Annotated in this window: 18 protein-coding genes and 4 tRNA genes; 4 read left to right on the top strand and 18 right to left on the bottom strand. The window is 61.0% G+C overall.

Going from position 1 to position 20001, the window contains the following annotated elements:
* The 14 genes from KI810_RS14870 to KI810_RS14805 form a co-directional block, all read right to left on the bottom strand.
* Positions 1-650: GTP-binding protein (locus KI810_RS14870; RefSeq protein ID WP_214176357.1), on the bottom strand; the 650-nt coding region annotated here is incomplete at its 3' end.
* Between the two features lie 62 nt (positions 651-712).
* Positions 713-788, bottom strand: a tRNA-Thr gene (locus KI810_RS14865).
* 12 nt (positions 789-800) lie between these two features.
* Positions 801-877, bottom strand: a tRNA-Gly gene (locus tag KI810_RS14860).
* A 112-nt stretch (positions 878-989) separates the two neighbouring features.
* Positions 990-1075: transfer RNA gene (locus KI810_RS14855), tRNA-Tyr, on the bottom strand.
* Between the two features lie 29 nt (positions 1076-1104).
* Positions 1105-1180, bottom strand: a tRNA-Thr gene (locus KI810_RS14850).
* 160 nt (positions 1181-1340) lie between these two features.
* Positions 1341-3146: a YgiQ family radical SAM protein gene (locus KI810_RS14845; protein ID WP_214176351.1), complete on the bottom strand. Its 1806-nt coding sequence runs from the start codon at positions 3144-3146 to the stop codon at positions 1341-1343.
* Positions 3147-3216: 70 nt separating this feature from the next.
* A complete protein-coding gene (argC, locus tag KI810_RS14840; RefSeq protein ID WP_214176350.1) occupies positions 3217-4257 on the bottom strand; it encodes an N-acetyl-gamma-glutamyl-phosphate reductase in 1041 nt (346 codons plus the stop codon).
* Positions 4258-4465: 208 nt separating this feature from the next.
* Entirely contained in the window at positions 4466-4858 is a 393-nt protein-coding gene (gene rpsI / locus KI810_RS14835; RefSeq protein ID WP_214176349.1) for a 30S ribosomal protein S9, read from the bottom strand.
* Positions 4859-4891: 33 nt separating this feature from the next.
* A complete protein-coding gene (rplM, locus tag KI810_RS14830; protein WP_214176348.1) occupies positions 4892-5320 on the bottom strand; it encodes a 50S ribosomal protein L13 in 429 nt (142 codons plus the stop codon).
* A 91-nt stretch (positions 5321-5411) separates the two neighbouring features.
* On the bottom strand, positions 5412-6146 hold the full coding sequence (truA, locus tag KI810_RS14825) for a tRNA pseudouridine(38-40) synthase TruA (RefSeq protein ID WP_214176347.1): 735 nt from the start codon (positions 6144-6146) through the stop codon (positions 5412-5414).
* Between the two features lie 8 nt (positions 6147-6154).
* Positions 6155-7174, bottom strand: a complete 1020-nt coding sequence (locus tag KI810_RS14820) for an aspartate-semialdehyde dehydrogenase (RefSeq protein ID WP_214176346.1) — start codon at positions 7172-7174, stop codon at positions 6155-6157.
* 216 nt (positions 7175-7390) lie between these two features.
* On the bottom strand, positions 7391-8491 hold the full coding sequence (asd, locus tag KI810_RS14815) for an aspartate-semialdehyde dehydrogenase (RefSeq protein ID WP_214176345.1): 1101 nt from the start codon (positions 8489-8491) through the stop codon (positions 7391-7393).
* A gap of 91 nt (positions 8492-8582) precedes the next feature.
* The gene (gene leuB, locus KI810_RS14810) at positions 8583-9674 is read right to left on the bottom strand and encodes a 3-isopropylmalate dehydrogenase (RefSeq protein WP_214176344.1); all 1092 of its coding nucleotides are present in this window, start codon (positions 9672-9674) and stop codon (positions 8583-8585) included.
* A 115-nt stretch (positions 9675-9789) separates the two neighbouring features.
* Positions 9790-11412, bottom strand: a complete 1623-nt coding sequence (locus tag KI810_RS14805) for an NADP-dependent glyceraldehyde-3-phosphate dehydrogenase (protein WP_214176343.1) — start codon at positions 11410-11412, stop codon at positions 9790-9792.
* Between the two features lie 141 nt (positions 11413-11553).
* Here KI810_RS14805 and KI810_RS14800 point away from each other — a divergent pair, with 141 nt between their 5' ends.
* The gene (locus KI810_RS14800) at positions 11554-11796 is read left to right on the top strand and encodes a hypothetical protein (protein WP_214176342.1); all 243 of its coding nucleotides are present in this window, start codon (positions 11554-11556) and stop codon (positions 11794-11796) included.
* A 51-nt stretch (positions 11797-11847) separates the two neighbouring features.
* Here the strand turns inward: KI810_RS14800 and KI810_RS14795 are convergent, their stop codons facing one another.
* Together KI810_RS14795 and KI810_RS14790 are read right to left on the bottom strand one after the other, a co-directional pair.
* A complete protein-coding gene (locus tag KI810_RS14795) occupies positions 11848-13659 on the bottom strand; it encodes a cation:proton antiporter (RefSeq protein WP_214176341.1) in 1812 nt (603 codons plus the stop codon).
* A gap of 103 nt (positions 13660-13762) precedes the next feature.
* Complete coding sequence (locus tag KI810_RS14790) at positions 13763-15727, bottom strand: monovalent cation:proton antiporter family protein (protein WP_214176340.1); 1965 nt, start codon at positions 15725-15727, stop codon at positions 13763-13765.
* A 242-nt stretch (positions 15728-15969) separates the two neighbouring features.
* Between KI810_RS14790 and KI810_RS14785 the strand changes: the two genes are divergently transcribed.
* Genes KI810_RS14785 through KI810_RS14775 form a run of 3 tightly spaced genes read left to right on the top strand, consistent with a single transcriptional unit; the run spans position 15970 to position 17942 of the window.
* Positions 15970-16284, top strand: coding sequence for a Smr/MutS family protein (locus KI810_RS14785; RefSeq protein ID WP_214176339.1), 315 nt, complete (start codon positions 15970-15972; stop codon positions 16282-16284).
* On the top strand, positions 16274-17125 hold the full coding sequence (locus KI810_RS14780) for an HhH-GPD family protein (RefSeq protein WP_214176338.1): 852 nt from the start codon (positions 16274-16276) through the stop codon (positions 17123-17125). The genes KI810_RS14785 and KI810_RS14780 overlap by 11 nt, the downstream gene beginning before the upstream one ends.
* A 46-nt stretch (positions 17126-17171) precedes the next feature.
* Positions 17172-17942, top strand: a complete 771-nt coding sequence (locus KI810_RS14775) for a DUF1499 domain-containing protein (protein ID WP_214176337.1) — start codon at positions 17172-17174, stop codon at positions 17940-17942.
* Positions 17943-18245: 303 nt separating this feature from the next.
* Here KI810_RS14775 and msrA read toward each other — a convergent pair whose 3' ends face one another.
* The gene (msrA, locus tag KI810_RS14770; protein WP_214176336.1) at positions 18246-18854 is read right to left on the bottom strand and encodes a peptide-methionine (S)-S-oxide reductase MsrA; all 609 of its coding nucleotides are present in this window, start codon (positions 18852-18854) and stop codon (positions 18246-18248) included.
* A gap of 35 nt (positions 18855-18889) precedes the next feature.
* Positions 18890-19990 (bottom strand): NAD(P)-binding domain-containing protein, encoded by a 1101-nt coding sequence (locus KI810_RS14765; RefSeq protein WP_214176335.1) that lies wholly within the window; start codon positions 19988-19990, stop codon positions 18890-18892.
* Between the last annotated feature and the right edge of the window lie 11 nt (positions 19991-20001).

The raw sequence follows: 20001 nt of genomic DNA, 5'->3' as shown, positions 1-20001 counted from the left end.
ACCGGCATCAGGAACGGCTTGTCGATGGCACGCTCCGGCTCCGGAATGTAGGCATCAACGGCATCCATGAGGGCCAGAATCGCCTGCTCGCCAAGCTCGCCCTTGTCGCCTTCCAGCCCCTTGAGGGCGGAACCCTTGATGATGGGAATATCGTCACCCGGGAAGTCGTAGGAGGAGAGCAGCTCGCGAATCTCCAGCTCGACCAGCTCCAGGAGTTCGGCATCATCGACCATGTCGGCCTTGTTCAGGAACACGACGATGTAGGGAACGCCTACCTGACGGGCAAGCAGGATGTGCTCGCGGGTCTGGGGCATGGGGCCGTCTGCGGCGGATACGACCAGGATGGCGCCGTCCATCTGCGCCGCTCCAGTGATCATGTTCTTGACGTAGTCGGCATGGCCCGGGCAGTCCACGTGCGCATAGTGACGCTTGTCAGTCTCGTACTCGACGTGCGCGGTGGCGATGGTGATGCCGCGCTCACGCTCTTCCGGGGCGTTGTCGATCTGGTCGAACGCCTTGAACTCCGCCTGACCCTTCCCCGCAAGCACCTTCGTGATCGCTGCCGTCAGCGTCGTCTTACCGTGGTCTACGTGACCTATCGTCCCTATGTTTACGTGCGGTTTTGTTCTTTCAAATTTCGCCTTCGCCATGTCCGATTCCTCCCGGGTTCTCCCCAATGATGATGAAACTATACTCGGTAGATCTGAAAAAATGGAGCCCACATCCGGACTCGAACCGGAGACCTCTTCCTTACCAAGGAAGTGCTCTACCTCCTGAGCTATGTGGGCATGATGGAAAATTGGAGCGGGAAACGGGACTCGAACCCGCGACCCTCAGCTTGGAAGGCTGACGCTCTAGCCAACTGAGCTACTCCCGCCAATTCTACGCGTATGAGGTTTTTTGAGATTGCAGCGCCAGCCCGACCCCAGTCCGATCGACCGATGGTCTCCTGGGACAGTGCCGCAACTGCAAACTCTGTAGCATGTAAATGGTGGAGGGAGGAGGATTCGAACCTCCGAAGTCGTCCGACGACAGATTTACAGTCTGTTCCCTTTGGCCACTCGGGAATCCCTCCAGACGAAGAGCCTACAAAAAACCGCTTAGTGGAGCTGGCGATGGGACTCGAACCCGCAACCTGCTGATTACAAGTCAGCTGCTCTACCAATTGAGCTACGCCAGCGCAAAGAATACCTTTGATTCACGTCTAGTGCAACCGGGTCAAGCAACAAAAAAGCGGAATCACTCTTATAACCAACCATGCCTTTTGTGTCAAGAGTTTTTTGCACAGATGCTATGTGCCGGAAAACATTTTTTGTTCGGGATCAACGGTGACACTCTCTTCAGCGGCTGCCATGACGGCTTCGGGGCAATCCTCTCACTGCATCGGCAGCCCTTCCCAGCAACTCACCCGCAGCATCTTCCCGCCCGCATGCCCGCAATGCCTGCAGAATCGTTGCCCGCTCCCCAGGGAGGTGGGCAAGGAGCAGTGATTTCTGGAGCCGCTTTTCCCGGTCTCCGCGCGGCACGTACACGGCAACGCCGGTCATGGGATCGATGCCCGTGTGATACATACAGGTTGCCAGGGTGCCCGGTGTGGGGGTGAAGTCCTGGACCTGTTCCACCCGAAGATTGGAACGCCTGAGGAACAGTGCCAGCTCGACCATATCGGCCAGGGTAGTACCGGGATGGCCCGATATGAAATAAGGCACCACATGCTGCCGCTTCTCCAAGCGGGCACTTTCCCTGCGGAACATCTCCAGGAATGCCTCGAATGCCTGGCGCCCCGGCTTGCGCATGAGAGTCGTCACCCTGTCGACGGCGTGTTCGGGGGCAACCTTGAGAAGCCCTCCCACGTGATGGGCGAGGAGTTCCTTCATATACTCGGGCTGACGGATCAGCAGGTCGTACCGCACTCCCGATGCCACGGCCACATGCTTGACACCGGAGATGCCGCGCACCTTGCGGAGCAGGTCGGCTGCCGCTCTGCCGTTCATCACCAGATTCCGGCAGGGACGCGGAAAAAGACAGCTGTCACGACGGCAGACGGACCGGGCGGATGCGTCACCGCAGCGAAGTCCGTACATGTTGGCTGTCGGACCGCCGACGTCGCTGATGCTCCCCCGGAACCAGTTCCGCTCCGTCAGCCTGCGCACCTCCTGCTGCACCGAAGCAATGCTGCGCGACTGGATGAACCGTCCCTGGTGATGGGTGATGGCACAGAATGCGCAGCCACCGAAACAGCCACGGTGGGTTGTCAGGGAAGTCTTGATCTGTTCGTAGGCGGGTATCGGCTCCCGGTAGGATGGATGGGGAGCCTTGGCGAACGGCAAGGCGTACACCGCATCCATTTCGGCCTCGGCAAGGGGCATGGCCGGGGGATTACATACCAGCCACCGGTTACCGTGCCGTTGCAGGACGGTCCTGGCACAATGGGGATTCTGTTCCCCGGAGATAAGGCGAAACGCCTCGGCATACTTTCCTTTGTCAGAGGAGACATCCTCGTAGGAAGGAAGCTCGACTCCTGCCGGGGAAGCTTCACTACCCCTGGCGATACAGGCTGTTCCCCGGATATGCCTGATCTCCCCGAACGGCTCCCCCTGCCGAAGCCGCTGGGCGAGGTCCAAGAGCGGGAGTTCTCCCATCCCGTAGACCAGCAGGTCGGCCTTGGCGTCGAAGATGATGGAGCGGCGGACCTTGTCCTCCCAGAAATCATAGTGGGCGAAACGGCGCAGGCTCGCCTCGATACCGCCGATCACCACCGGTACGTCCTTGTACGCTTCCTTGAGACGGGAGGTATATATGATGGTGGCACGATTGGGGCGGGCGCCATGGCGGTTTCCCGGTGTATAGGCATCGTCGTGGCGGAGCTTGCGGGCTGGGGTATAGTGGGCAACCATGGAATCCATCGCCCCCGCCGAAACGGCAAAGAAGAGACGTGGTCGGCCAAGGACCGTAAACGACTCCCGATCCTTCCAGTCCGGCTGGGGAATAATCCCCACCCGAAAACCGTGGAATTCGAGCCAGCGGGCCAGAAGCGGAATTCCGAAGGAAGGGTGATCGATGTAGGCATCGCCGGTGACGAAAATGACGTCCAGCTCGTCCCAGCCCCGCTTCCGGGCTTCTTCGCTATTTATGGGAAGGAACATGCTGCCGCCAACACCCACCGTCTTCTCCGTGTCTCAGTGCCTCAGTGGCAGAATTTAAGGTTTATTGATGTTATGGGAAGAGCGCCAGCCCTTCCAGACCGAGGTTTTCCGGGAAGCCATACATGACGTTCATGTTCTGCACCGCCTGCCCCGACGCCCCTTTCACCAGGTTGTCGATGGCGGAAACGACGATGACCCGGCCGGTACGCTGATCGACGGTGAGACCGATATCGCAGAAGTTGGAGCCCCGGACAAAAGAGGTGGAAGGGAACTGACCCAAGGGGAGGACCCGGACGAACGCCTCGCCATGGTAGAACTCGCTATAGAGGGAAACGAGCTGTTCAACCGTAACCTTTTTCACCGGCCGGGCATAGATGGTGGAAAGAATCCCCCGGTCCATCGGCACCAGATGCGGGGTGAAGGAAATAGTGAGTTTTTCTCCCGCCAGAAGCGACAGCTCCTGCTCGATCTCAGGGATATGCCGGTGGACACCACCGACGCCATAGGCCTTGAAACCGTCGTTCACCTCGCAGTAGAGATTGTCCACCTTGGCGCTCCGGCCGGCGCCTGAGACACCGGACTTGGAATCGGCGATGATCGTGGCGGGATCCAGCAGTTTCTTCCGCAACAGTGGCGCCAGGCCGAGGACGATGCTGGTCGGATAGCAGCCGGGATTGGCAACCAGGGCAGCTCCGGCGACCTTCTCCCTCCGTAGTTCGGGTATGCCGTACACGGCTTTTTTCAGGAGGGCGGGGCTCATGTGGGGCTCGTACCACTTTTCATACTCCCCGGCATCCTGCAGCCGGTAGTCGGCAGAAAGGTCGACTACCCGCTTCTTCAGCTTGAGAAAGGTGGGAACCACCTCCATGGCCGCCTTATGGGGGAGTGCGGTGAAGATCAGGTCCGCCTTCTCCGCCACCCGCACCGGTTCGAGGTTTTCCAGTGCCTGGTCGTAACGGCCACGCAGGCTCGGGAAAATATCGGAGATCCGTTTTCCGGCGCTCTGCTCGGACGTGACACAGGTCACCCCGACCTCCGGATGGCCGTGGAGAATTCTCAGCAGTTCGACTCCCGTGTAACCGCTGGCACCGACGACGGCAACTTTCAGCATTGGTTATCTCCTTTACCTATAGATAGTTGAAACAACGTCACATTTGAGATGATACCAAGGCGGCACGGAGGAGGCAACGAAGTCGTACTGGAGGTACGTCTTTGACAACGACGCGCCAACGTTCAAATATGGCGTTGTCAAAAGAAAAGGGGAAACCCTTGCGGATTTCCCCCTCTGAAAGCATTCTGCAGGCGATGCTGCAAGCGGCTTAACGCTTGGAGAACTGGAAGCTGGCGCGTGCGGCTTTCTTGCCGTACTTCTTCCGCTCCTTGATGCGGGAATCGCGGGTGATGAAGCCGGCCTTTTTCAGGGTGCCGCGCAGCTCGGCATCCACTTCCAGGAGAGCCTTGGTGATGCCATGCTTGATGGCGCCGGCCTGACCGGTATCGCCGCCGCCGCTCACCGTGACGTAGACATCGAATTTGCCGACGTTTTCGGTCAGCTCCAGCGGCTGCTTGACAACCATCTTGGAGGTTTCCCGGCCGAAATACTCGTCAAGGGATTTGTTGTTCACCGTGATGTTACCGGCGCCCGGCTTCAGCCAGACCCTAGCCACGGAGGATTTTCTCTTGCCTGTACCGTAATAGCTTTTTGCTGCCATCGTCTATCTCCTGACCTGAAATAAAGACCGTTATTAAATATCAAGCACCTTGGGCTGCTGGGCTTTGTGCGGATGCTCGGAACCGGTATAGATCTTCAGCTTGCTCAGCATGTGCCGGGCCAGCTTGTTCTTGGGAAGCATTCCCTTCACCGCCTTGCGGATCAGGTCCTCCGGTTTCTTGTCAATCAGCTTGCCAGCGGTGATGGACTTGATGCCGCCGGGAAATCCGGAGTGGCTGTAGTAGACCTTGTCCGCCATCTTGTTGCCGGTGAGGGCAATTTTCTCGGCATTCACCACGATGACAAAATCACCGGTGTCAACGCTCGGCGTGAACACCGCCTTGTTCTTGCCCCGCAGGATGTTGGCAATCTGGGTTGCCACACGGCCAAGGACTTTTTCTTCAACGTTAACCAGGTACCAGCCTCTGGTCACCTGCTCTTTTTTCGCCACTTGCGTCTTCATCGAAACCCTCACAATTTTGCGTATATTCCACAAGGAAGCGTTCAACATAATGGAATCACCCAGGCATGTCAAGAAAAATTTGCATCCCTGATCAGTAATATACTTCCACCAGACAGAGGCCGCAGGCAGGGGCGGTAGCCCCCGCTCCGCCCCGCTCGCCGGCGGCAAGCAGGGCCGGGATGGAGTCGGCGACCCGGCGACCCTGTCCCACCTCCACCAGCGTCCCGACCATGTTCCGCACCATGTGCCTGAGAAAACCGCTCCCCCGCACGTCGATCGTGACCAGTTCGCCCTGTTTTTCGATAGCGATTCCATCTACCCGGCGCACGGTGGTTTTGGCGGCACATCCCGCCCCGCGCAGGGCGGCGAAGTCATGCTCCCCCACCATGAACAAAGCCGCCCGCCGCATGGCATCGAGATCGAGCTCTCCCCGCAGGTGCCAGGCGTAAAGACGGGAAAGGGGGGAACGGCGGCGGCCGGCATGGATGGTGTAGCGGTACAGTTTCCCCGTTGCGGCATACCGGGGATGGAAGTCGGGCGTCACCTCTGCCGACTCTCGCACGGCGATGTCCGGCGGGAGGAGAGAGTTGAGCCCGTCGCTGAAGGCCCGCAGCGGAATAGTCCTGTACGTCGTGAAACAGGCCACCATCCCCCGGGCATGCACCCCCGCATCGGTCCGCCCCGAACCGTGAAGGCGGACCGGCTCGTGCAGCAGGGTCGTAAGTGCCTCCTCCATGACCTGCTGGACGGTCACCCCGTTGGGCTGCAGTTGCCAGCCGGCATAGTTGGTGCCGTCGTATTCAATTACGAGCTTTATGTTCCGCATGGATTCACTTACTTCAGATAGTTTTCGATCAGAATCTCCGCAATCTGCACCGCGTTGGTCGCCGCGCCCTTCCGGATGTTGTCGGCCACGATCCAGAGATTGAGGCCGTTCTCGATGGATTCGTCCTCGCGGATGCGCCCGACAAAGGTGAGGTCCTGGCCGGCGGCATCGATCGGCATCGGGTAGACCCCGTTGGCCGGGTCGTCCGCCAGCTCCACACCGGGAGCGCTCTTCAGCAGTTCCCGGGCCCTGTCGACGGTGATCTTCCTGCCGGTCTCGATATTTACCGACTCGGAGTGGCCATAGAACACCGGCACCCGCACCGTCGTGGCGGTTACCCCGATCTCCGCCTCCATGATCTTGCGGGTCTCGTTCACCATCTTCATCTCTTCGCCAGTGTAGCCGTTTTCCTTGAAGGAATCGATCTGGGGGAGACAGTTGAAGGCGATCCGGTGGGGATAGACGGTGCACTCGGCCGGCTTTCCCTGCAGCATGGCCCTGATCTGGTCGTGAAGCTCCTCGATCGCCTTCTTGCCGGTGCCGGAAACCGCCTGATAGGTGGAGACCACGATCCGCTTTATGGTCGCGTAATCGTGAAGCGGCTTCAGGGCCACCACCATCTGGATGGTGGAACAGTTGGGATTGGCGATGATTCCTTTTGTTGTGTACTGGGCGATGGTATGGGGGTTCACCTCCGGCACCACCAGCGGCACCTCCGGGTCCATCCGCCAGACACTGGAGTTGTCGATGCAGACCGCCCCAGCCTGGACCGCCGAGGGGCAGAACTCCCGGGAACGCTCACCCCCGGCGGAAAAAAGGGCGATGTCGATTCCCTCGAAGGAGTCGTGGGTCAGTTCCTCCACCACCACCGGTTTCCCCTTGAACTCCAATATCTCCCCGGCGCTCCGCGCGCTCGCCAGATACCGGACCTTGCCGACCGGAAAGTTTCGTTCCTCAAGACATTCGATCATCTGGGCCCCGACGGCGCCCGTGGCCCCGACGACGGCTACATTCCACAGCTTGCTCATCAGCCATTCTCCATTTGGTGTCAGTAGAAAAGAAAAGCGCCCCGCGGACGGGGCGCATCGAAACCTATCTTGAAAACGCGATTTTTTCGCTAGCTCAAGGCTGTCGAGGAATGGTGCGAAGTCGTAGTACCCAAACATCGGGCATAAACAGCGCTACGACGCACAAACCATTCCGCTGACTTACGCAGAGATAGCGGAAAAGGCGCGTTCTCTCCGCTACTTCTCCATGAGGATGCGAAGCATACGACGTAACGGCTCCGCCGCACCCCACAGGAGCTGGTCGCCACAGGTGAAGGCCTGGACGTACTGCGGCCCCATCTTCATCTTGCGCACCCGGCCAATGGGAACCGTAAGGAGCCCGGAGACCGCCGCCGGCGTCAGCTGCGCCAATGAATCCGCCTTGGTGTTGGGAACTAACTTGACCCACTGGTTGTCATTGGCGATCAAATGCTCGATGTCGGCGATGGGTACGTCCTTGTTCAGCTTGATGGTCATCGCCTGGCTGTGGCAGCGCATGGCGCCGACCCGGACGCAGATGCCGTCCACCGGGATCGGCGTATAGGTGCCGAGGATCTTGTTGGTCTCGGCAAAACCTTTCCATTCCTCGCGGCTCTGGCCGTCCTCCACCTCGCGGTCGATCCAGGGGAGCACGTTCCCTGCCAGGGGGAAACCGAACTCCTTGGTCGGCATGGAACCGTCACGCAGAGCTGCGGTCACCTTTTTGTCGATTTCGAGGATTGCCGAGCCGGGATCCTTCAACTCTTCGGCAACGGTCCCTTGGAGAACCCCCATCTGGGAGAGGAGCTCGCGCATGTTGGGGGCGCCGGCGCCGGAAGCGGCCTGGTAGGTCATGGTGGAGAGCCACTCCACCAGATTGGCGCGGAACAGCCCCCCGAGCGCCATCAGCATGAGGCTCACGGTGCAGTTGCCGCCGATGAAGTCTTTCTGCCCGTTGGCCAGGGCCTTGTCGATCACGTTCCGGTTGACCGGGTCGAGGATGATGACTGCGTTGTCCTCCATCCGGAGCGTGGAAGCGGCGTCGATCCAGTAGCCGTTCCACCCCTGCTTGCGCAGTTCCGGGTGTACAGCCTTGGTGTAATCGCCCCCCTGACAGGTGATGATGATGTCGAGCTTTTTCAGCTCCTCGATGTCATCGGCCTTCTTCAGGGTACCGCCCCCCATGGGCGCCGGCTGCCCGGCCTGGGAGGTGGTGAAGAACACCGGCTCAAAACCGAGATCAAAATCCTTCTCCTCCTGCATCCGCTGCATGAGGACCGAACCAACCATACCGCGCCATCCGACGATTCCGACTTTCATAGTCTTTTCCTTTGTATTGGAGTAGTCACTTTAGAATTGAAGTCACCCATAGGTCCCATGAGACTCATGGGTCTCATATGACCTATAAGACTTACGACAGAGCAGCAATTATTGCGGCACCCATCTCCTTGGTGTTCACCAGCTTCTCGCCCGGCTTATTCTGGAAGATGTCCCGCGTCCGGTACCCCTGGTCCAGCACCTTGGCAACGGCGTTGTCGATGGCATCGGCCGCGTCCACCATGCCGAAGGAGAATTTCAGCATCATCCCCATGGAGAGGATCTGGGCGATGGGGTTGGCGATCCCCTGGCCGGCTATGTCGGGGGCCGAGCCGCCGGAGGGCTCGTACATGCCGAAGGTCCCTTCGGCAAGGGACGCGGAGGGGAGCATCCCGAGGGAGCCGGTCAGCATGGCCGCCTCATCGGAGAGGATGTCACCGAACATGTTTTCGCAGAGGATGACGTCGAACTGCTTGGGCCAGCGCACCAGCTGCATGGCGGCGTTGTCCACGTACATGTGGGACAGCTCCACGTCCGGGTACTCCTTGGCGATGCCGGTAACCACCTCCCGCCAGAGAACCGACGAGGAGAGAACGTTGGCCTTGTCGATGGAGCAGACCTTTTTGCCGCGCTTGCGGGCCGCCTGGAAGGCGACGTGGGTAATCCGCTCGATCTCCGGGACGGAGTACTTCATGGTATCTATGCCGATCCGGTCCCTCCCCTGGCCCTCGATCCCCTTCGGCTGGGAGAAGTAGATCCCCCCCGTCAGTTCGCGGATGACGAGAACATTGAAGCCCCCGGCAATCACCTCTTCCTTGAGGGACGAAGCGCCGGTAAGGGAGGGGAAGATGATGGCCGGCCGCAGGTTCGCATAGAGGCCGAATATTTTGCGCAGCGGCAGGAGGGCTCCCCGTTCCGGCTGCTCGTCGGGGGGGAGGGTCTCCCATTTCGGGCCGCCGACGGAGCCGAAGAGAATCGCGTCCGAGGTCTTGCAGATGTTCACGGTGGTATCGGGAAGTGCCTTCCCCTCGTTGTCGATTCCCGCGCCCCCCACGTTGGCATGGGTCCGCTCAAACCGTACGTCGTATTTCTTCTCCACGGTGTCCAGCACCTTGAGCGCCTCGGCCATCACTTCCGGCCCGATGCCGTCACCCGGCAGAACCGCCACCTTAAAAACCTTTGCCATCTCCGTAAGCCCCCCAACCATGTAAATAGAATTGATAATCACGCGATTTTATTTGGGGGGACGACACCTTGTCAACAAAAAAAGCCGCCGGCTGGAACGCGGCACTGTTCGCACCTCACAGGATGAAATCGGTGGCAAGGAAGTTCGAGCGCCGTTCCCGGACGATCCGGTCGATGAGGGCCTTGTTCATGTCGCCCTCCTTGGCCGCCACCATGGTCCGGATGGAAAAAGAGCGCAGGGCGTCGGAAACGGAAAGGGTCCCCACCGCGGAATCCTTCCGGGCGGTAAAGGGGAAGATGTCCGGGCCGCGCTGGCACTGGCTGTTCAGATTGACCCGGCAGACCTGGTTGACCAGCGGGTCGATGAGGCGGGCAAGCTGCTCCGCGTCTTGCCCGAACAGGCTCACCTGCTGGCCGTAGTCGGATTCGACGATGTAGCGGACCGGGGTTTCCAGGTCGTCAAAGGGGACCACCGGTACGACCGGACCGAACTGCTCCTCCCGGTAAAGGCGCATCCGCTCGTCAACCGGGAAGACGACGGCAGGGGAGAAATAACTCTCCCGTACCCTCCCGCCCCCCACGTTGACCACCGCTGCCCCCCTCTCGACGGCATCGGCAACGATGTCGGTCAGGTAAGCAGTCTTGCCGGGCTCAGGCAGAGGGGTCACCATGACTCCCGGCACCCACGGCATCCCCCCTGCAAGCCCGTCGACGGCCGCGGCCAGACGCTTGACGAACTCAGCGGCGATGGCGGTATGGACGAAGAGTATCTTCAGGGCGGTACAGCGCTGGCCGTTGAACGACAGGCTCCCGGCGATGCACTCCGCCACCGCCAGGTCCAGATCCGCATCGGGAAGGACGATGGCGGGGTTTTTCGCCTCCAGCCCGAGCACGAGCCGGAGACGGTGCGGTTTGGGATGGGCCTTCTGCAGCGCATCGGCAGCGGTGCTCGTGCCGATGAAGGCGAGCACGTCAACCCGGCCGTCGGCCATGAGCGGCGGCGTCACGGTCCGGCCGGCACCATAGACCGTGTTCACCACACCGGGAGGAAACGCCTCCCGGAAGGCGTCCAGGAGCGGCTGGAACAGCAGCACGCCATGGCGGGGGGGCTTGAGAATCGTCGTATTCCCCATGATCAGGGCAGGAATCAGGGTGGTAAAGGTCTCATTCAGGGGGTAGTTGTACGGCCCCATGCAGAGGGCAACCCCGAGGGGGGCACGGCGAACCTGGCCGATGATCCCCTGGGCGATGGTGAACCGGGAGGAGACCCGGTCCAGCTCCTTGAGGGCATCGATGGTGTCCGTGATGTAGTCGATGGTCCGGTCGAACTCCTTCTCCGCATCCTTGAGGGTCTTGCCGATCTCCCACATGAGGAGGCGCACCACCTCGTCCCGCACCCCTTTCATCCGCCGGGCGAACTCCTGCACGCAGGCGATCCGCCCCGCCACCGGCAGGGTCGGCCAGGAGCCCCGCCCGCAGTCGTAGGCCCGGACCGCCGCATCCAGGGCAGTCAGCGACTCTTGGGGGGTGAGGAGCGGAAACCGGCCGACCAGCTGCCGTTCCCATCCCGACTCCGTCCGGACACAGACCGGCGATCGGACCTCCTGGAATGGCCCATCCCACTGGCGCATCTCGCCATCGACCAGATAGCCGGTCTGCTCCAGCGGGGCATTCAGCCTGAATCGTTCCGGAATATCTCCATCTGACGGGAAAAACCGGTCATGGCTTACCTGTTCCATATCCCACCTCCCTGACGAAACTGTTCCGACCGACCCACCATCGGGCAAACTATGCGAAGAAAAAGAGATTTTTTTGTTTACACCCTATGGCTGCCCGTGTTACTCTGGCTAAAATATTTTAGCCTCAGTCAAACGGTTCCCATGCACCTCGAATTTCACAAAATCGCCGAAGAAGAAGTCCCCACCGTCATCGCCCAATGCGATGCGTGCGGCGGCGTCATCCATATCCCCGAACGGGATTTCCTCCTGAGCCGGCCCCTCGACTGCACCAGCTGCCACCACCAGCGCTACCTCAGTTACCGTGAGTACGTCACCCTCGCCGACGCCTTCGCCGCCCAACTCCTCAACTACACCGTCGCCCGATGGAACAGAGGGAAACCGTAGAAACCGTCCTGTCCCATCTCGCCACTCTCCCGAGTCATCGCGCTTAAGCATCTAATCATTGCCGTCGTGTATACGGTCCGAAGCATCTGAACCAGGCCCCTTCGTCGCCAAGGCAAAAGGCTCCATGTTTACGGAGTCCGCGAACAGTTCGGACCGGATTCGCTCCCGCTCCCGGTCGGCCTGTTCAGGAGTGGCGCCAAGCTGGAGAAGGATGAGTTCCGTCATGCTGAGTGCCACCTCCCCTTCTCCGGTGAAAACGGCATCGGCACCGGCCCGGCGCAGTGCCGAGATATCACGAAGGTAGGTCGCACGAGCGATAATGCGAATGCCGGGACTAATTTCACGCGCCAGCCGGATCACCTCTTCACTGCCATGCATCCCCGCAGAACTGAGGATGAGAGCGACTGCCCCCTCCGCACCTGCTCCCTGCAATGTTTCCCGCTGCGTAGCATCGCCATAGACTGACGAAATACCTTCTGACTTGAGCTCACGAACGGTGTCCAGATTCTGTTCGACAATGACAGGTTCGATGCCATTTGCGGCGAGCAGACGCGCGACCGTTTTCCCGGTCGGCCCATACCCAACGACTACGGCCCGATCGCGGGACACGGGAACGTGAAGTATCTCGCCGGAGCGTTCATGGGTGGAGAGCCTCGCCCTTGCTTCGAGAAACTGCCACATGCGACCCTGTTTCATCCGCGTTTCCACAGGCTGGATCAATCGGTAGAGGAGCGGATTCAGGCCGATGGAAACCATTGCCGCAGCGACAAGCGTATTGAATCCACTCTGCCCAAGAATCCCCATATCCCGGCTGACGGTGGCAAGAATGAACGAAAATTCGCCGATCTGCGCGAGGGCAACAGCAATGGACAGGGCGACACGCGGGGCATAGCCGAGGGCAAGGACAATCCCGATGGCCGCCAACGGTTTTCCCAGCAGGATTATGGCAAGGGTCGCAGTCACAAGCACCGGCTCTTCCACAAGCTGGGCAGGATGAAAGAGCATCCCCACGGAAACGAAAAAGAGGACGGCAAACGCATCCCGCATCGGCAGCGCTTCCGATGCGGCACGAAAACTGAACTCCGACTGCCTCACCACCATGCCGGCGAGGAACGCCCCCAGTGCCATGGAGACGCCGAACAGCTTGGCAGATCCGACGGCTATTCCCAACGCGATGACGAGGACCGTCAGCGTGAAAAGTTCCCGTGAACGCGTGGCGGCTACCTGATCGAGAAACCAGGGAATGATACGCCCACCGGCAAGAAAAATGAGCACGACGAGAAAACCTATCTTTACCAGGGAAAGACCGATGACTACGGGGAGCCCTTCCGCTGCGGACGCTCCTTCCCCGAAGAAGAGCGGGAGGACCACCAGCAGGAGGATAGTAAAGATGTCTTCGACCACGAGCCAGCCGACGGCAATATGGCCGGTCGGGGTATGCAGTTCGTTGTTGTCCACCAGCACGCGGAGGAGGACGACCGTGCTCGCGACCGAGATGGCAAGACCGAAGACGAGTCCCGCCGACCAGCTCCAGCCGAACCACCTGGCAACCAGGCACCCCAGGATGGTCGCCACGATGCTTTGGCACACGGCCCCTGGTATGGCAACACGCCGGACATCCAGCAGTTCCTTGAAATGGAACTGGAGTCCCACTCCGAACATCAGGAGGATAACGCCGATCTCGGCGAACTGCTCCGCCGTCTTCTGGTCGGCAATAAATCCCGGTGTATGCGGCCCGACGGCGATTCCGGCCAGGAGATAGCCGACAATCGGGGACAGCCCCAGTCGCTGGGTAGCATACCCGAAGAGCAACGCTGCGGTAAATCCGCCCGTTATGGTAAAGATCAGTTCGAGTTCGTGCATAACGCCCTTCCAGGAATCAGAACTGGTGCTTAAGTATAGCAGAGGAGGTTTGTGTTTCGTGGCAAAATGGAAGAAATGGATACTGGCTACCCATTACCCCGGGTCAGAGCAGCTTGGAGGCAGCAGCCAACTGGTCGGGAGTTCCCAGGAGAAGAACGATATCTCCCTCCCGGAGTTGCCATACAGGGTCGGGATTCGGCACGATCTCCTCTCCCCGTTTTATCATGAGGATGGAAGCCCCCGACTGTGCCCGCAACACACCGTCCCTGAGGGTTGTCCCGTCCAGTTTCGACCCGGCCTTCAGCCGGAAGGTGCCGATCTCGGCTCCGGCCAGGAAGCCGGCAATGCCGACGGCATGGCTGTGCCGCCGACTCAGGGAACGGAACATGTCGTAGGAATCCTTCCGTACCTCGGCCACATACCCTTCGATCTCGTCGTGGGGTATCATGAAGCGGCGCAGCACGCGGGTAAGTATCTCAATGGAAGTTTCGAACTCCTCCGGGATGACCTCGCTGGCGCCCAGCTTGTAGAGCGGTTCCATCTCGGCAAGATACCTGGTCCGGACGATAATATGGATGGCCGGGTTGAGCTGCCGGGCCAGGGCCGCCACCCGTCGACTGGCGGCGGCATCGGAGATGGCGATCACCAGGATCCGGGACTGCTCCACGCGGGTATGCTCCAGCACTTCCTGCCGGGTTGCATCGCCGAAAACGATCTTCGTCCCCTTGCGGCGCTCACTGCTCACCGTAAACGGGTTCGTATCGATCACCGCATGCCGGATCTTCAGGTTGCGCAAAACACGGGACAGGTTACGCCCGTTCATACCGTAACCGACAATGATCACGTGATCGGACAGGGAGAGCGGCCGGTCACTCCCCGCCAGCCTCCCCACTCCCCGGGTCCAGCGGGGGGGAAGGATTTTATCGAGCCTGTCCGCCATCGGTCCGGAAATCTTGATGCAGAGGGGTGTCAGCGCCATGGTTGCCACGGATGCCGCCAGGAAAAGCTGATAGGTAGTTCCGGAAAGGATGCCATGCTGCATCCCGCTTTGGGCAAGGAGAAAGGAGAATTCGCCGATCTGGGCAAGGGCAAGCCCCGCCACTACGGCAACCCGTAGAGGAAGACCCATTGCCAGCACCGCGCCGCCGGCAAAAAGTGCTTTGATCAGCACTATTCCAACCACGAGGCCTATCACAAGGGACAGCTGTTTTGTCAGGACTGCGGGGTCAAGAAGCATGCCGACAGAAATGAAGAAGAGGCTCATGAAGGCATCACGGAACGGCATGATGTCGCCAAGGGCCTGCTGGCTGTATTCGGACTCCGAGATGGCCAGCCCGGCGATGAAGGCCCCGAGGGCAAGGGACAGTCCGGCCAGGGAGGTGAGCCAGGCAGTGCCGAAACCGATGAAGATGATGGTCAGAATGAACAGGTCGCGGCTGCGGGTCGTCACCACCTGCTTCAATATCCACGGTACCAGAAAACGGGCACCGTAGTGGGCGGCGACCACCACCGCGACTGCCTTGGCACAGACCATCAGCACCCCCGTCATGCCGCTGCCGGTACCGGCCAGGGCGGGGGTCAGGAGCATGAGCGGCACGATGCAGAGGTCCTGGAATATCAGTATCCCAAGAATGGTCTTGCCGTGGGGGGTATCCATGTCACCCGCATCCACGAAGAGCTTGAGGAGAATGGCCGTGCTGGACAGCGCAACCAGGAACCCGACGAAAAGTGCCTGGCGAACCGGCACATTGAAGAGGACATCAAGGCCTGTCACCGCCAGGATGGTTAACCCCACCTGCAAACCGCCACCCCAGATCACCAGATGCTTGATCCGGGCAAGCTCCTTGAGCGAGAACTCGATACCGATGGTGAAGAGAAGAAGTATCACGCCAACCTCGGCCATCTGCTCCACCTGGTGGGTGTCCCGGATGAGACCGAGGGCGGAGGGGCCGGCCAGGATGCCTGTTACCAGGAAACCGATCACCGAGGGAAAGGAAAACCAGCGGAAAATGACCACCGTAACGATCGCCAGGCCGAACAGGACGACCAGGTCGAGCAATACATTCATTGAAACCTCGCAGAAATGGACAGGAGTGAGAACGGAGCCTGACAAGCATAGACAGGGGGGAGACCGATGTCAAGCCGTGTTAACCCGGTCGCCAACGACTCCTGGCATCATTTGCCTCAGCTTACACATTCTCCAGGGGCGGAGGCTCTTGAGGAGGGAGAGACTCCGCCCCCTTTTCCCTGCGCGCATTTGGAAACCAGAGTTGGACAGCCGGCAACATGGTGGTATAGACTGGCTGCATTATGGATGATAACGCATCGGATGAAGTCACCGTACAACTCCCCATCGACGGGGTGCTCGACCTCCACACCTTCCGCCCGGCGGAGATGAAGGAGCTGATTCCCGCCTACCTGGAAGAATGCCGCCGACGGGGGATACTCTCCGTCCGCATCGTCCACGGCAAGGGGACCGGCAACCTGCGCCGCACGGTGCACGCCATCCTGGAAAAACTGCCGGAGGTGGTTGCCTTCCGGCTTGCCGGCTCCGAGTCCGGCGGCTGGGGGGCCACCCTGGCTGAGCTCCGGCCACTCAACCCCGAGGAACCCCATGGCCTCTGAATCGAAACGGCATCACCCGGCCATCCCGTTGACGACCTCCCGGGTCGCGGCATTCCGCACCCTCGTCTACGGCCACTACCACGCCAACCCCCGCCCCCTCCCCTGGCGGGACACCGTCGATCCCTATGCCATCCTCGTCTCCGAAATCATGCTCCAGCAGACCCAGGTGGACCGGGTCAGGGGAAAATACGCCGACTTCCTCGACCGCTTCCCCGACATCGCCACGCTGGCGGCGGCACCCCTGCCGGCCGTGCTCACCGCCTGGCAGGGGCTCGGCTACAACCGGCGCGCCATCGCCCTGCACCGCTGCGCCCAGACGGTCGTTGCCGAACACGGCGGCCGGCTCCCCGCCGACGTTGCCGACCTGGAAACGCTGCCGGGGATAGGCCCCTACACCGCCCGGGCCATCGCCGCCTTCGCCTTCCACCAGCCGACGGTCTTCATTGAAACCAACATCCGGACCGTCTTCATCCACCAGTTCTGCCAGGACCGGCAGGGCGTCCACGACCGGGAGCTCCTCCCCCTGGTGGAGCAGACCCTCGACCGGGACAACCCCCGCGACTGGTACTACGCCCTCATGGATTACGGCGTCATGCTGAAAAAAGCCCATCCCAACCCGGGGCGGCGGAGCGCCCACCATGTCCGCCAGTCCCCCTTCAAGGGGTCCAACCGGGAACTGAGAAGCCGCATCCTCAAGCACATCCTGGCCCATCCGGCATGCACCGCCGCCGAACTGGCCGCTGCCCTCGCTGCGGAACCGGCGGCAGTGGAAAGGAACCTGGTGAAGCTGGCCGGGGAAGGATTCATTATCCAGCGGGACGGATGCCATTTCATAGGGTAAACTGGGGAAAAGCCCCTAACAGAAACCTGCTCGAGGAGGTACACATATGGAAACCGACAAACATGGGAACGTGCCGACGACACGACACTTCGGCCGGGTTCTCCCCGTCACCGCGCTGGGGGTGGCACTGATTGCCACCATCAGCCTGGCGGCGGCCGGTCTCGGCACCCGCCTCGACCTCTGGCACTTCCGTACCGGCTTCGCCATCCTGAAATACAGCGCCTACGGTGGTCTGCTCGCCGCCGCGCTGGCCCTTACGGCAGCCATTGTCGCGTTCAGGGGGAAATACCTTCCCGGCTTCGTCCTCTCCCTCGTCGCCCTGGCTCTGGGGATAACCGTCGTGGCCCTCCCCCTCTCCTGGCAATCCACCGCCCGGAAGCTGCCACGCATCCACGACATCACCACGGACATCGTCAATCCTCCCCGGTTCGTCGCCATCCTCCCCCTCCGTGCAAAGGCTTCCAATCCGGCCGAATACAGCGGCCCCGAGATTGCCGCCAAGCAGCGGGAAGCCTATCCCGACGTGAAGACCGTCGTCCTCGGTGTGGCAAGCGATCAGGCCTTCGCCCTGGCTCTCGATGCGGCGCGCAGGATGGGGTGGCGGATCGTCGCCGCCCTTCCCGCCGAAGGGAGGATCGAGGCTACGGACACCACCTTCTGGTTCGGCTTCACCGACGACATCGTGGTCCGCATCACCCCCGCCGGCGACCGCTCCCTGGTGGACGTCCGCTCCGTCTCCCGGGTCGGCGTCAGCGACGTGGGGACCAATGCCCGGCGCATCCGGAGCTTCCTGAAGAAGCTGGAGGGAAGTGGCTGAAAGGCCGCGCTGGTTCCGGCAAATAGCCATTCACACTTTTCCGGACATCCGTCGTGGTCTCGGAAGTGAAGGGAAAGCCCGAGCGGCAAGCGGACACCCGCCGAAATCTTCCATTTCAAGCCATGCCGGATTCACCACTGCATGTCCTTCCGGCCATAACCGGTCCGGGTCCGCAGCGAAAGGCCGACCGCAACGGACGAGACCGCGACGGATGTCCAGCACCGGCGAATTCATTATCACGTAAAAAGGGAGGAGACGGTGACAAACCGCCTCCCCCCTTTTTTATCGATCTCCCCACGAAACTCAATGTCCCGCGGCGCTTCCCCACAACTCCTTCAGCCGCCGATCCCGGCCGCATCCCGAACGGTAGTACTTGTAGCGGAGCGGGTTCTTCCTGTAGTAGTGCTGGTGGTACTCCTCAGCGGGATAGAAGGTGCCGGCGGCGGTAATCTCCGTGACGATCGCCCCCTTGAAGGGCTTGTTCTTCGCCAGCGCCTCCTTCGACGTCACCGCCAGACGCCGCTGCTCCTCGGTGTGGTAGAAGATGGCGCTCCGGTACTGGTTCCCCACATCGCAGAACTGGCGGTCCCTGACGGTCGGGTCGATATTGTGCCAGAACACGTCCAGGAGCTTTTCATAGCCGATCCGGGCCGGGTCGTACACCACCTGCACCGATTCGGCGTGGCCGGTCCCGCCGGCGGAGACCTCCTGGTAGGTGGGATTCTTCTTCTGGCCCCCGGTATAGCCCGAGGTGACCGAGAGCACGCCGGGGAGCGTGTCGAAGGGCGCCTCCATGCACCAGAAACAGCCGCCGGCAAAGGTCGCTCTCTCCTGCTTCGCCTGGGCGGCCGCCGCCAGGAAAAGCGCCAGGGCGACGACGGGAAAAGCTGCCTGCCATTTGAACCGACGCATGTTCCACCTCCGTTTCGCTTCACGCCCCCGTTATTCTACGCCAGCTTTTTCCTGATGGACTCCACCACGTGATAGGCATCGTTGATGGCCGTGTAGATGAGGTTCGGGTGCTTCTCCTCCTGGATGGCGCCGGTGCTGATCTTCATGAAGGAGGGGGAGATGGCGCCGCCGATGACGTAGACCCCCTTGCGGGTCGATTCGTACTCGGCGGTGAGGAGGATGAGCCGGTCCCCTTCCTTGGCCACCTGGCAGACCCCTTCGGCGCAGGCGATGGTCTGGATGCCGAGCTTGTCGTAGATGGGGAGCGGCCCCTGGGAGCCGATGCAGGCGATGACGTTCTTCATGGGGAAACTCATGGCGTGGTAGATCTCGATCCCGTCGTTCTGCCGGAACTCGTTGATCCGGATGACGAGCCGGTCCACCCCCTCCTCGTCCACCTCGCCGATGCGGGGGGTTGCGCCGGGGAGGAGCCGGATGTTGCCGCCGAGGAGGATCTCCTCGCCGAGCCGCTGGGCGGTCTCCTTGTTCACGTCGAACTTCTCGGAGATGTGGGCCCAGTAGACCGGGTGGTTGTCGTTGGCCTCCCGCTTCGCCTTGAGGATGGAGATGAGGACGTCGGCCGCCGTGTTGCCGCCGCCGATGACCAGGGTCCTGGCGCCGATGTATTTCCGCGGGTCCTCCAGGGTTTTGGCCACCATCTTGGCGTCGCCGTAGACCGACAGCTCCTTGGGAATGCTGCTCCCGAAGGCGAGCACCACCTTCCGCCCCCGGAAACCACCGCGGGAGGTCTGGACCACCAGGTGGTCCCGCTCGTCACGGATATCCTCGAACTGCACCTCGGTCTCGATTTTCAGCTTCTCGTGCTGGACAAAATGCTGGACGTACTGGATATACTTCTCCACCGTCACCGGCTTGTCGGGGGGGCGCAGCTCCTCCACCAGGAACGGCTCCGGACTCTCCTTCGGCTTGGAGGCATAGACGTTCTTCCCCTCGGGGTACGTGGTGGCGATCCCCTGGAAGACCCCCTTCCCCTGCTCCAGCACCATATAGCTCAGGCCATTCTTGTGGCAGAGATAGGCGGCAGCAATCCCGGCCGGCCCCCCTCCCACGATGACCACATCATACGTTTTGCCCATCATCCACTCCT

Source organism: Geomobilimonas luticola, assembly GCF_018476905.1.
Classification (GTDB): domain Bacteria; phylum Desulfobacterota; class Desulfuromonadia; order Geobacterales; family Geobacteraceae; genus Geomobilimonas; species Geomobilimonas luticola.
Note: the sequence above shows the minus strand (reverse complement) of the source record. Positions and strands in the feature narration are given on the sequence as shown.

Bases quoted from the DNA above. Each gene is read 5' to 3' on its own strand.
- KI810_RS14845 (WP_214176351.1), bottom strand. From the start codon at position 3,146: ATGTTCCTTCCCATAAATAGCGAAGAAGCCCGGAAGCGGGGCTGGGAC.
- argC (WP_214176350.1), bottom strand. From the start codon at position 4,257: ATGCTGAAAGTTGCCGTCGTCGGTGCCAGCGGTTACACGGGAGTCGAA.
- rpsI (WP_214176349.1), bottom strand. From the start codon at position 4,858: ATGGCAGCAAAAAGCTATTACGGTACAGGCAAGAGAAAATCCTCCGTG.
- rplM (WP_214176348.1), bottom strand. From the start codon at position 5,320: ATGAAGACGCAAGTGGCGAAAAAAGAGCAGGTGACCAGAGGCTGGTAC.
- truA (WP_214176347.1), bottom strand. From the start codon at position 6,146: ATGCGGAACATAAAGCTCGTAATTGAATACGACGGCACCAACTATGCC.
- KI810_RS14820 (WP_214176346.1), bottom strand. From the start codon at position 7,174: ATGAGCAAGCTGTGGAATGTAGCCGTCGTCGGGGCCACGGGCGCCGTC.
- asd (WP_214176345.1), bottom strand. From the start codon at position 8,491: ATGAAAGTCGGAATCGTCGGATGGCGCGGTATGGTTGGTTCGGTCCTC.
- leuB (WP_214176344.1), bottom strand. From the start codon at position 9,674: ATGGCAAAGGTTTTTAAGGTGGCGGTTCTGCCGGGTGACGGCATCGGG.
- KI810_RS14805 (WP_214176343.1), bottom strand. From the start codon at position 11,412: ATGGAACAGGTAAGCCATGACCGGTTTTTCCCGTCAGATGGAGATATT.
- KI810_RS14800 (WP_214176342.1), top strand. From the start codon at position 11,554: ATGCACCTCGAATTTCACAAAATCGCCGAAGAAGAAGTCCCCACCGTC.
- KI810_RS14795 (WP_214176341.1), bottom strand. From the start codon at position 13,659: ATGCACGAACTCGAACTGATCTTTACCATAACGGGCGGATTTACCGCA.
- KI810_RS14790 (WP_214176340.1), bottom strand. From the start codon at position 15,727: ATGAATGTATTGCTCGACCTGGTCGTCCTGTTCGGCCTGGCGATCGTT.
- KI810_RS14785 (WP_214176339.1), top strand. From the start codon at position 15,970: ATGGATGATAACGCATCGGATGAAGTCACCGTACAACTCCCCATCGAC.
- KI810_RS14780 (WP_214176338.1), top strand. From the start codon at position 16,274: ATGGCCTCTGAATCGAAACGGCATCACCCGGCCATCCCGTTGACGACC.
- KI810_RS14775 (WP_214176337.1), top strand. From the start codon at position 17,172: ATGGAAACCGACAAACATGGGAACGTGCCGACGACACGACACTTCGGC.
- msrA (WP_214176336.1), bottom strand. From the start codon at position 18,854: ATGCGTCGGTTCAAATGGCAGGCAGCTTTTCCCGTCGTCGCCCTGGCG.
- KI810_RS14765 (WP_214176335.1), bottom strand. From the start codon at position 19,990: ATGGGCAAAACGTATGATGTGGTCATCGTGGGAGGGGGGCCGGCCGGG.